This is a genomic window from Lentibacillus kimchii (genome assembly GCF_055381965.1).
Genome location: NZ_AP043934.1, coordinates 115,304 through 126,044 on the forward strand (window position 1 = coordinate 115,304; position 10,741 = coordinate 126,044).

The following is a 10,741-nucleotide window of genomic DNA, read 5'->3' on the forward strand; positions in this document are numbered from 1 at the left end:
TCTTAGGACGGGTCTTTTTTTGTGGGGTTTTCCGGAGCGGTCCTCTTTTGTCTGCAGATGTTTTATTACAGGCATGAATACTGCCAAAACAGATTTTAGACGTTTCACAGTAGCTAAATATTACGCTCTGTAATCTTATTGTTAGGGAACCGTAAATGAAAAGGCGTTGTAAAGGCAAGGGGCCATTAATATAATCAAGTAAGCGGATGAGAAAGGAGGCAATAAGCATGAAGGTTTTTTCAAAATTATTGCCCAGTAAAACCCGGCACTGGATTCTTTCAGGAGCTGGATTATTAGCACTTATGATTTTTTGCGGATTCATGATAGCAGAAACAACGAAAGCAGAAGTCACCGTCGCTGATAATGGCGATGAACAAACAGTTAAAACAAATGCGGATACAGTCCAGGATTTGCTGGATGAAGAAGGCATTACGTATTCAAAACACGACGATCTTTCACATACAATAGATGCACCAGTTGAGGATGGCATGACAATTAAATATGATGAAGCCAATAAGCTTACAGTAGCGATTAATAATGATAAAGATACCTATTATACAACAGCTGATACCATCAACGAATTTCTTGATAATCATGATCTGACGGTTGGTAAATATGACGAGGCATCGGAGCCAGCTGCAGCTGCGATTACCGATGGGATGGACTATTCAATTGATAAGGCATTTGATGTAACGGTTGAGGATGCCGGCGAAAAGAGAAATATTCATCCAACCACACAGCAGAGCGTCGAGGAATTACTGACTGACAATGATATTGAGGTGGATGATCTGGATCAGGTCAGCCCGTCTTTGGATGCGACGATTGAAAAAGGCGATGATATTAAAATAACACGCGTTGAAAAATCCAAAGAAACAGTCGATGAATCGATTGCTTATGACACGGAAAAACGTGACGATGACAGTCTGGAAAAAGGAAAGACCAAGATTGTTAGTGAAGGCCAGGAAGGGACGGTCGCGAAAACATATGAAGTAACAACAGAGAACGGTGAAGCTGTTGACCGGCAGCTAATGAACAAAGAAGTTAAGCAGAAAAGTGAGAACAAGATTGTTGCTCATGGCACGAAAGAAAAAGACACAAATGTGACCAAACTATCTGCTGAGAGCAGTTCTAATAATCAGGAAGCTGCCAGCAGCAGTAAAAAAGAACTGCAAATGAATGCAACGGCTTATACAGTTGACTGTCTTGGTTGTGATGGCAAAGGCCTTACAGCAACAGGCATCAATTTGCACGAAAACCCTCATGTGGTTTCCGTAGATCCAAATGTGATTCCTTTAGGATCGCGCGTTTGGGTTGAAGGCTATGGCAATGCGGTTGCCGGTGATACCGGGGGTAATATTCAAGGAAACCGGATTGACTTGCATTTCACTTCCCAAAGCAAAGCAAGCAGTTTCGGACGGCAGACGGTAACAGTCAAAGTTCTTGATTAAGATATGATATAATATTCCTGCCATAGATTAATGGCAGGAATATTTGTATAAGAGAAGAGGAATCAGCGTGAGAATTCAAGAAGTGGTGGTTGTCGAAGGCCGCGATGATACAGCCAGGGTTCGTGAGGCTGTGGATGCGGATACAATTGAAACAAATGGCTCGGCCGTTGGTGACGCTGTCATAAAACAGATCAGGCACGCACAGGCTAAACGCGGCGTCATCATATTAACGGATCCGGATTTTCCCGGCAAGCGAATCCGGCATATCATCAGCGTGGCTGTTCCGGGGTGCAAGCATGCCTTCCTGCCACGTGAAGCAGCCCGTGACAGGCGTTCAGGTCAAACGAGCCTGGGAATTGAACATGCATCAGCTGAGGCCATTCGCGACGCACTCCAAAGTGTTTACTCATTAGCTGCAGAAGAATATGCCGACATCACCCGGGAAGACTTGGTGAGCGCCGGTTTGATTGGCAGTTCTAAGGCAAGCCGCCGTCGTGATCATCTTGGTGAGATTTTGAAAATTGGTCATACGAATGGCAAACAGCTGTTGAAGCGACTGACGATGTTTCGAATTTCCCAAGAGCAATTTGACAAAGCCATGCAGCAGGTGATGCAGGAGGAAGATTATGACGGATAAATGGATTGCAACGCCGACACGCACGAAAGAGATTCTTGAAACACATGGATTTGCCTTTAAAAAGAGTTTAGGGCAGAACTTTATTGTTGATGTCAACATTTTAAATAATATTATCCGGAAGGCTGGTATAGACAAACGAGCAGGGGTGATTGAAATTGGCCCTGGCATCGGTGCGTTAACGGAGCAGCTCGCCATCCATGCTGACAAAGTGGTCGCCTATGAAATCGACCAGCGTTTGTATCCGATTCTGGATGAGACGCTTGCCTCTTATTCGAATGTACGCATTCTACAAGAGGATATTTTAGAAGCGGATGCAGCTCGCATGATCGAAACATATTTTGCATCTGATCAGCCTGTTCATGTTGTCAGTAACCTTCCATATTATATAACGACTCCTATCCTGATGCGCTTATTGCGTGATCAATTGCCAGTGACCAGCCTGACAGTCATGATCCAGAAGGAAGTAGCGGACCGGATGGCTGCTGAACCGAATCAGAAGAGCTACGGGTCATTGTCAATTGCCGTTCAGTATTATACTGAGGCCTCAGTTGTCATGAACGTTCCCAAAAATGTATTTATGCCGCCGCCTAATGTTGGGTCAAGTGTGCTGAAACTCACCAGACGGGAACAGGCGCCAGTCGAGGTAGATAATGAGGCGTACTTTTTCACCATTGTACGCGCGTGCTTTGCCCAGAGACGCAAGACATTGCGGAATAATCTTATCCGGCACTTTAATACGACTGACAAGCTCCAGGTTGTGGAGACTTTAGAGGCGTCTGGTATTGATGAAACAAGGCGTGGTGAGACGTTGACAATGGCCGAATTTGCCGTTCTTTCAAACACTTTCTATCGTTTAATTGAAAAGATGAGATGATCAGCTGTCTTCTAAAGGGCAGCTGATCTTTTTGATAATGGCACAGGACCTGCTTACACCTCATAGCCTGTAGGTAGTGATCTAAATTTATCCGGAAGAAGCTGTGAGGTGGCGTTATGAGTTTTGCAATTGGTGAACACGTAACACGCGCATCCTATCATCATGATTTATTGTTCCGTATTGCAGCCATTTCTGGAGAATTGGCTATATTGCATGGTGAGGACATTCGTCTGGCCGCTGATGCTCCACTGGGTGATCTGGTTCGTGCCAATGCAAGTGAAGTGGCGAAACGTAAAAAGCAGGAAAAAAAGCAAGAGGCATATTCTTATCATCTGTTCCGTCAGGATTACCAGCTGATGAAGGAAAAACGTGATTATCAATCGGGACATGGCTATGACCATACGGCAGGTTTTTTTCAGCTGCCGACAACTGTTTTGCATATTGATGGAGACCGGACTTATATGCGAAAGTGTACTGAATTATACCAGCGCCTGGGGCTAAATGTACACGGTGCTTATGTGCAGGAAAAAGATATGCCGCAGGAAGTTGAGGCACTGACAGACAGTGTTAAGCCGCATATCGTTGTTATTACGGGACATGATGCTTTTTCCCAGAAAAAAGGCGCCAAAAGTGACTTGGGGGCTTACCATAACACCCAGTATTTCGCGGAAGCCGTTGATGTCATCAGACAAAAACATCCGCGGCTGGATGATGTGGTTATCTTTGCAGGTGCCTGCCAGTCTCACTTTGAGTCGCTTATTCAGGCCGGTGCAAACTTTGCAAGTTCACCATCAAGGGTTAATATCCATGCACTGGATCCAGTTTATATAGCGGCGAAAATGGCCTATACCCCTTTTATGGAGAAGGTTAGCGTCTGGGATGTTCTGCAGAATACATTAACAGGTGAAGAAGGAATGGGCGGTGTCGAAACAAAAGGCCTGATGCGGATAGGGATGCCGTATACACCGTCAGATGGTGCCGATGACTAACAGGTATCTGAAACGGAGGATTGGAACGCTCGTATGCTGGTTTCACCTCCGGATTTCAGACCTTTTAATAAGGTTGTACATAGTTTTTTAAGTTTTTGCCATAATAACCACAGGATGCCAATTTTGCTTATTGACATAAATAAGGCAGCGCTGTTATAATGACAAGTTTTACTTGACTATTATACAAGCCTGTGTTATCATTATTAACAAGTGAGGTGGAGTATAGTGGCTAAAACATTGATCGAAATAAAGCAAGGTCTTGAATCGCATGTTGGTCAGCGATTGCGCCTTAAGGCGAACGGCGGCAGACGAAGAACGATTGAACGCTGCGGCACATTGGCTGAGATATACCCGTCTGTTTTTATTGTTGAACTGGATCAGGACGAGAATGCATTCGAACGTGTTTCATATAGCTATGCCGACATTCTAACCGAGACGGTGGAATTAAATTTTCCAGATGATCAGCTAGGTCACGCACTCATGGCGGAGCAGTAAATGGTGATTGCTGCTTTTTCCTTTGTCCAGGGTCCTGAGCGACGTGTGGAACATCGCTTGCAGATAGCCTGTCTCATTTATTAGTCTTAAGTATTTCCTGTTTTGTCAACAACTGTCGGGTGTTTCTTTTGCCATTTCCCATAAACTAATGTTGTCGTAAGGCACTCTTAAGAAAGGGGACGTTTCTTTCATGGCACGAAGTAAAAGCGTCATGTCGGATAAACTGAAAGAAGAAGTCGCTAAAGAGTTAGGCATTTACGACACCATACAGCAGGAAGGCTGGGGAGGCATTCGCGCTAGGGATGCCGGTAATATGGTGAAACGGGCAATTGAAATGGCCGAGCAAAACATGAAGTAATGATTGGGCAAACCCTTTAATGGGTTTGCCCTTTATATTGGGTGACTGACTTTCTCCTAAAGGTTACCCTGCAACTGGCAAAAAGATTTTGGCACTTTCATATGGCACAGTCACTTGACCATCTCAGATAACTTGATGAAGCACGTACAATAGTGGTATATTTAGTTAAAATATTCGGTTATAGTAGAGGTGGTCTATGAAACGAAGTGAGCGGCTTGTATCAATGACGCGTTATTTTCTGGAAAATCCTAAAGAACATACATCTTTGCCTTATTTTAGTGATCAATACGATGCGGCAAAGTCATCGATCAGTGAAGATCTGACAATTATTGATCGCGTCATACGGCAAGAAGGGGCCGGGTGGCTGCAGACGCTTCCCGGCGCTTCGGGCGGTGTCAGTTTTCAGCCTAGCATGGCCCAGGAAAGAGGCGGCCGGTTTATTGCTGACCTTTGTAAAACCTTGGCTGATCCTGCACGCCTTCTACCTGGCGGTTATTTATACATGAGCGATATTTTAGGCGATCCGAAGATGGTTAACCAGATCGGTCATATTTTAGCTTCTGCATTTTCTGACCGGGAAATTGACGTTGTCATGACTGTTGCAACCAAGGGTATCCCACTGGCTTATGCTGTTGCAGCCGTCCTGAATGTCCCAGTTGTGATCGTAAGACGTGATGCAAAAGTGACGGAAGGATCTTCTGTAAGTATTAATTATGTGTCAGGTTCTCCGCGAAAAATTCAGACAATGGTGCTTCCTAAACGAAGCCTGCATGCTGATGCCAATGTCTGTATCATTGATGACTTTATGAAAGCAGGGGGCACTATTAATGGCATGATCAGCCTGATTGGTGAGTTTAATGCCAACGTCCAGGCTATTGGTGTGCTGGCTGAGGCGGATGATGAAGAGGAGGAGCGTGTCGTGCAGCACTACACGTCACTTATAAAAATCAGCAACGTTGATTTGAAGCAGAGGACGATTGATGTCCGTCCTGGTCATTATAACTGACGTTGCCTTCCGCGAACGGCTGTGGAGCCCTTGGTGCCCGTCGCGCCCGCATGCCTTGGTTCCCGCAGCAATCTTCCCTCCGGTGAATCTGCGTCTTTTAACTTTGTCCTCCTTCCTGTTTGATCTGATTTTGCCCGGCGCTTCGAAATCAGGTATTATTTTCTAAATTTTTTCACTGTATAGGCAGGAATTCTTATATATGTGTTGAATTATGCCAGTAGGACAAAGGAAGGGTGGTGAAACATCATGGAAGTAACTGACGTGAGATTACGCCGTGTAAATACAGAGGGGAGAATGTGTGCAATTGCTTCAATTACAATGGACGAGGAATTTGTGGTTCATGATATCAGAGTGATTGACGGCAATCATGGCTTGTTTGTGGCAATGCCATCTAAACGGACCCCAGATGGCGAATTCAGGGACATTGCCCATCCGATCAATTCGGCTACCCGTGGTAAGATTCAGGATGCCGTATTAGGTGAGTATCACCGTGCTGGTGAAGCTGAAACCAATTACGAAGAAGCGGGTGCATCCTGATATATTTTGCAGAAGGTCTAATCTTGCCACAGGTTAGCCTTCTCTTTTTAGTTTCAAACCAGCTGCTTCAGTGGCATCTTTAAGTACTGATTTTATCCCCGGAGATGCGTGCCCTCAGTCTTACATACGATTTTCCTTCTTCTTACAACGCTAAATCTGTTGAAATTAGCGTATTTTTGAGATATATTCATAATTGGATAATAGAATGGAGGACTCCACATGGCGAATCGTTTTGCGGTGATTCTTGCTGCCGGACAGGGGACTCGAATGAAGTCGAATTTATATAAGGTACTCCATCCGGTTTGCGGCCGTCCGATGGTACAGCATGTCATCGATCAGTTAAAACCGGTGAATCCTGAACAAATGATAACAGTCGTTGGCCATGGCGCAGCAAAGGTAACTGAACTTATTGGCGAAGACAGCCAGACTGTTTTACAGGAGGAACAATTGGGCACAGGACATGCTGTGCTTCAGGCCGAGGATCTATTAAACAGCCAAGAGGGCACAACCATTGTTGTGTGCGGCGATACACCTTTGATCACCAGTGAGACCTATGAGGCACTTTTTGCGCATCATGAAGCTAAAGGTGCCAAGGCAACCGTTTTAACGGCTGGGGCTCCCGATCCGGCAGGTTATGGCCGGATTATCCGTAACAGTGACGGAGAAGTTGCACGGATTGTTGAACATAAGGATGCCTCTGATGCGGAATTACAAGTCAGCGAGATTAACACAGGCACCTACTGTTTTGATAATAAAGCACTCTTTGAAGCCCTGCATCGTGTATCAAATGATAATGCTCAGGGTGAGTATTACTTGCCTGATGTTGTTGAAATTCTGCAAAACCAGGGTGACAGGGTCAGCGCGTATCAGACAGCTGACTTTGACGAAACAATGGGCATTAATGATCGTGTTGCTCTGGCACGTGCTGAAAAAGCTTTTAAAAAGCGCATCAATGAATACCATATGCGAAACGGCGTAACGCTGATTGATCCGGATCATACATACATTGAACCGGGTGCTGTCATCGAGCCGGACGTGCTGATTCAGCCCGGTTCGAGCATTAAAGGTGAGACAACCATCAGCCAGAATACGGAAATCGGTCCGTATACAGAAATCGATGACTGCTTTATCGGTGCAGACAGCCTTGTCAGACAGAGTGTGGCAGAAGACAGTCATATTGGCGACCGGGTGCAAATCGGTCCATATGCCCATATCCGGCCAGAGGCATCGATTGGCGACGACGTCAAAGTAGGAAACTTTGTTGAAGTGAAAAGATCAAATGTAGGCAATCAGACTAAGCTGCCTCACTTAAGTTATATTGGCGATGCTGATGTAGGCAGACGTGTTAATCTGGGATCCGGAACGGTTACAGTTAATTACGATGGGAAAGAGAAACATCTGACGACGATTGAAGACGATGCATTTATTGGCTGCAATACGAATTTAGTTGCACCGATAACTGTCGGGAAAGGTTCTTATGTGGCGGCAGGCTCAACCATTACAGATAAAGTGCCTGAGAATTCACTGGCGATTGCCAGAGAGCGGCAGACGACTAAAGAAGGGTATGCATCACGAGCCAAAAATCAGGAAGAAGACTAACGGGGGGTTAATCTCATGCCAGATGGCAAAAAATTTCCGACGCTGAAAGTGTTATCGTTAAATTCGAATCCGGAGTTGGCCGAAGATATCGCTGATCATATGGGGACAACACTGAGCAAATGCACAGTGACGTCGTTCAGTGATGGTGAAATCAAAATTAGTATTGATGAAAGTGTTCGCGGCTATGATGTCTATGTTGTGCAATCGACATCGGCACCCATTAATACACATATTATGGAGCTGCTGATTATGATTGATGCTCTGAAACGTGCGTCAGCAAGAACTATTAATATTGTGATGCCCTATTATGGCTATGCCAGGCAGGACCGAAAAGCGCGTTCCAGAGAGCCCATTACATCAAAGCTTGTAGCAGATCTTTTGGAAACTGCCGGCGCCGACCGTGTCATCACACTTGATTTGCATGCACCGCAGATTCAAGGCTTCTTTAATATGCCAATTGATCACTTGCAGGGTGTGCCTATTTTAGCCAACTACTTTGAAAAGAAAGACTTTGACGACATCATCGTTGTGTCTCCGGATCATGGTGGTGTAACACGGGCCAGGATGATGGCGGATTATCTTAAGGCGCCGATCGGGATCATTGATAAACGCCGTCCGCGTCCAAATGTTGCGGAAGTGATGAATATTGTCGGTGATATTGAAGGGAAGACAGCCATCCTGATTGATGATATTATAGATACAGCAGGTACAATCACACTTGCTGCGGATGCTTTGGTGGAAAATGGAGCAAACGCCGTTTACGCCTGCTGTACACATCCGGTTTTATCGGGACCGGCCATTGAACGTATTGACGATTCCAAAATTAAGGAATTAGTCGTAACGAACTCAATTCCGCTTTCAGAAAGCCAGCAGAGTGAAAAGATCACTGAATTATCAGTAGCACCGCTCATTGCCGAGGCGGTTACACGTGTCCATGAGTTGAAATCAGTCAGTACTTTGTTTGACAATACCTAATGGCCAGTGATTTTGTGTAAAAGCATCAATTATGTTTTAATAGAAACGTTATAGAATAAAATTTGCCATAGGAGACCCGGCAGAATCCGGGTCTTGACTAATGGAGGGTGATGGAAATGGCAGTAGCATTAAAAGCAGAGAAACGCGACAACCTAAAAACATCCGTAACAAAACAGATTAGAGCAAATGGTGACGTTCCATCTGTTGTTTATGGTAAAAATAAGGAGTCGAAGGCCATTACGGTCAACAATGTCGAATTGGTTAAAACGATTCGTGATGAAGGCCGGAATGCGATTATTTCCCTTGCTGTTGAGAACGAACAGCCGGTTGATGTCATGCTGCATCAGTATCAGACAGATCCGCTGAGAGATGAGATGACGCATGCGGACTTCTATATTGTTAATATGGACGAGGCGATGGATGTGTCCGTAGGGATTACGCTTGATGGCGAACCAGCAGGTGAAAAAGAAGGCGGTGTTCTCCAGCAGCCGTTATATGAAGTCCAGGTACGGGCTAAGCCAGCTGATATTCCGGACACGGTCACCGTTGATGTTTCTGAGCTGAACATTGGTGATACACTGTCAGTCAGTGATCTGCCTCACTCAGCCAGCTATGAAATCAATGATGAAGAAGATACAGCTATCGCAACCGTTATTCCGCCGGATACCATCGAGGATACAGACGAGGCAACGGATGAGAATGCAGAACCTGAACTGGTTGATGCATCAGATGATAACAACAACGAATAACTTAAAGGCGGAACCCTCCTGGTCAGCTAATAGGAGGGTTCCGCTACATTCAAATATGGCTTAAAGGAAGTTGTCACATGAAGTGTATCGCAGGCCTTGGCAATCCAGGCAAAAAATTTGATAAAACGCGTCATAATACAGGATTCATGGTGATTGATGAGCTGGCTGAACGTCACCAGTGGACGTTAAAAAAAGATAAATTCGAAGGTGTGTCCACCGTGGAAACGCATGATGGCGAAAAAGTTATTCTGCTTAAGCCGCAAACATACATGAATGCTTCGGGGGAATCAGTACGGCCGTTAATGGACTTTTATAAATTAACCCCAGAAGATTTGCTGGTAATCTACGATGATCTTGATCTGCCCACAGGCAAAATCCGTTTGCGCCATACAGGCGGACACGGGGGTCATAATGGCATCCGCTCAGTCATTGATCACTTAGGCACGAAAGAATTTAAACGACTGCGGTTCGGAATCAGCAAACCAGATAAAGCCATGTCAGTGGTGGATTATGTTTTGCAGTCTTTCGCCAGTGAGGAAAAGAGCGATGTCCAGTCAAGCATCCAAACAAGTGCTGATGCGTGTGAAATGTGGCTGCGGCAGCCGTTTGCCGAAGTTATGAATGCGTATAACAGCTAACTGAATGATAATTGGTTCAGTAACACGCCTTCTTGCATAGCTGCATACGGTATAATTATACGTTTTTCGGATAAACTTGGGGATACCGATTGTTTATGCGAGGAGGATTGTTATGGCAATTATTTATGAGTGCCGGCATTGCAGCCGGGAGATTGGGCGAGTTGACGAGCAAATGACGGATGATACGATGCTCGGGCTCGATCAATTATCATCAGAGGAAAAACGTGATATGCTTAGCTATGAAGCAGATGGCAGTATGCGGATAACAGTTATATGTGAGCATTGTGAAGCATCACTCAGCCGTCATCCGCATTATCACGAATTGGACTATTTTATACAGTAATATCATATATTAAGTCAAAAGCTTTGGTTATCCCTAAAAGTGGTTCAGGGATAGGACGATTAACTATCTTAAACGCGTTCTATTGATGAAAAA

The 10,741-nt window shown here is 45.0% G+C and carries 13 protein-coding genes; all 13 read left to right on the plus strand.

Translation table 11 applies throughout. From position 1 onward, the window contains the following. Positions 1-227: 227 nt before the first annotated feature. Complete coding sequence (locus ACZ444_RS00895; protein WP_382358068.1) at positions 228-1,448, plus strand: ubiquitin-like domain-containing protein; 1,221 nt, start codon at positions 228-230, stop codon at positions 1,446-1,448. Positions 1,449-1,515: 67 nt separating this feature from the next. After that, complete coding sequence (gene rnmV / locus ACZ444_RS00900) at positions 1,516-2,085, plus strand: ribonuclease M5 (protein WP_382358070.1); 570 nt, start codon at positions 1,516-1,518, stop codon at positions 2,083-2,085. Continuing rightward, entirely contained in the window at positions 2,075-2,959 is an 885-nt protein-coding gene (rsmA, locus tag ACZ444_RS00905; protein WP_382358071.1) for a 16S rRNA (adenine(1518)-N(6)/adenine(1519)-N(6))-dimethyltransferase RsmA, read from the plus strand. Before rnmV ends, rsmA begins: the two co-directional genes overlap by 11 nt. A gap of 116 nt (positions 2,960-3,075) precedes the next feature. After that, a complete protein-coding gene (gene yabG, locus ACZ444_RS00910) occupies positions 3,076-3,948 on the plus strand; it encodes a sporulation peptidase YabG (protein WP_382358072.1) in 873 nt (290 codons plus the stop codon). A 225-nt stretch (positions 3,949-4,173) separates the two neighbouring features. Further along, complete coding sequence (veg, locus tag ACZ444_RS00915) at positions 4,174-4,443, plus strand: biofilm formation stimulator Veg (RefSeq protein WP_382358073.1); 270 nt, start codon at positions 4,174-4,176, stop codon at positions 4,441-4,443. Between the two features lie 190 nt (positions 4,444-4,633). Continuing rightward, positions 4,634-4,801 (plus strand): small, acid-soluble spore protein, alpha/beta type, encoded by a 168-nt coding sequence (locus ACZ444_RS00920; protein WP_382358074.1) that lies wholly within the window; start codon positions 4,634-4,636, stop codon positions 4,799-4,801. Positions 4,802-4,997: 196 nt separating this feature from the next. Continuing rightward, a complete protein-coding gene (purR, locus tag ACZ444_RS00925) occupies positions 4,998-5,807 on the plus strand; it encodes a pur operon repressor (RefSeq protein WP_382358075.1) in 810 nt (269 codons plus the stop codon). A gap of 246 nt (positions 5,808-6,053) precedes the next feature. Then, the gene (gene spoVG / locus ACZ444_RS00930; protein WP_382358076.1) at positions 6,054-6,344 is read left to right on the plus strand and encodes a septation regulator SpoVG; all 291 of its coding nucleotides are present in this window, start codon (positions 6,054-6,056) and stop codon (positions 6,342-6,344) included. A gap of 219 nt (positions 6,345-6,563) precedes the next feature. Next, the gene (glmU, locus tag ACZ444_RS00935) at positions 6,564-7,943 is read left to right on the plus strand and encodes a bifunctional UDP-N-acetylglucosamine diphosphorylase/glucosamine-1-phosphate N-acetyltransferase GlmU (RefSeq protein WP_382358077.1); all 1,380 of its coding nucleotides are present in this window, start codon (positions 6,564-6,566) and stop codon (positions 7,941-7,943) included. A gap of 15 nt (positions 7,944-7,958) precedes the next feature. After that, entirely contained in the window at positions 7,959-8,918 is a 960-nt protein-coding gene (locus ACZ444_RS00940; protein ID WP_382358078.1) for a ribose-phosphate diphosphokinase, read from the plus strand. Positions 8,919-9,034: 116 nt separating this feature from the next. Then, positions 9,035-9,667: a 50S ribosomal protein L25/general stress protein Ctc gene (locus tag ACZ444_RS00945; protein WP_382358079.1), complete on the plus strand. Its 633-nt coding sequence runs from the start codon at positions 9,035-9,037 to the stop codon at positions 9,665-9,667. A gap of 77 nt (positions 9,668-9,744) precedes the next feature. Beyond that, entirely contained in the window at positions 9,745-10,305 is a 561-nt protein-coding gene (gene pth / locus ACZ444_RS00950) for an aminoacyl-tRNA hydrolase (protein ID WP_382358080.1), read from the plus strand. Positions 10,306-10,417: 112 nt separating this feature from the next. After that, entirely contained in the window at positions 10,418-10,648 is a 231-nt protein-coding gene (locus tag ACZ444_RS00955) for an anti-sigma-F factor Fin (RefSeq protein WP_382358081.1), read from the plus strand. Positions 10,649-10,741 lie beyond the last annotated feature (93 nt).

Excerpts from the sequence above, each read along its gene's own strand:
- ACZ444_RS00895 (WP_382358068.1), top strand. The coding sequence starts at position 228 with ATGAAGGTTTTTTCAAAATTATTGCCCAGTAAAACCCGGCACTGGATT.
- rsmA (WP_382358071.1), top strand. The coding sequence starts at position 2,075 with ATGACGGATAAATGGATTGCAACGCCGACACGCACGAAAGAGATTCTT.
- yabG (WP_382358072.1), top strand. The coding sequence starts at position 3,076 with ATGAGTTTTGCAATTGGTGAACACGTAACACGCGCATCCTATCATCAT.
- ACZ444_RS00920 (WP_382358074.1), top strand. The coding sequence starts at position 4,634 with ATGGCACGAAGTAAAAGCGTCATGTCGGATAAACTGAAAGAAGAAGTC.
- purR (WP_382358075.1), top strand. The coding sequence starts at position 4,998 with ATGAAACGAAGTGAGCGGCTTGTATCAATGACGCGTTATTTTCTGGAA.
- spoVG (WP_382358076.1), top strand. The coding sequence starts at position 6,054 with ATGGAAGTAACTGACGTGAGATTACGCCGTGTAAATACAGAGGGGAGA.
- glmU (WP_382358077.1), top strand. The coding sequence starts at position 6,564 with ATGGCGAATCGTTTTGCGGTGATTCTTGCTGCCGGACAGGGGACTCGA.
- ACZ444_RS00940 (WP_382358078.1), top strand. The coding sequence starts at position 7,959 with ATGCCAGATGGCAAAAAATTTCCGACGCTGAAAGTGTTATCGTTAAAT.
- ACZ444_RS00945 (WP_382358079.1), top strand. The coding sequence starts at position 9,035 with ATGGCAGTAGCATTAAAAGCAGAGAAACGCGACAACCTAAAAACATCC.
- pth (WP_382358080.1), top strand. The coding sequence starts at position 9,745 with ATGAAGTGTATCGCAGGCCTTGGCAATCCAGGCAAAAAATTTGATAAA.
- ACZ444_RS00955 (WP_382358081.1), top strand. The coding sequence starts at position 10,418 with ATGGCAATTATTTATGAGTGCCGGCATTGCAGCCGGGAGATTGGGCGA.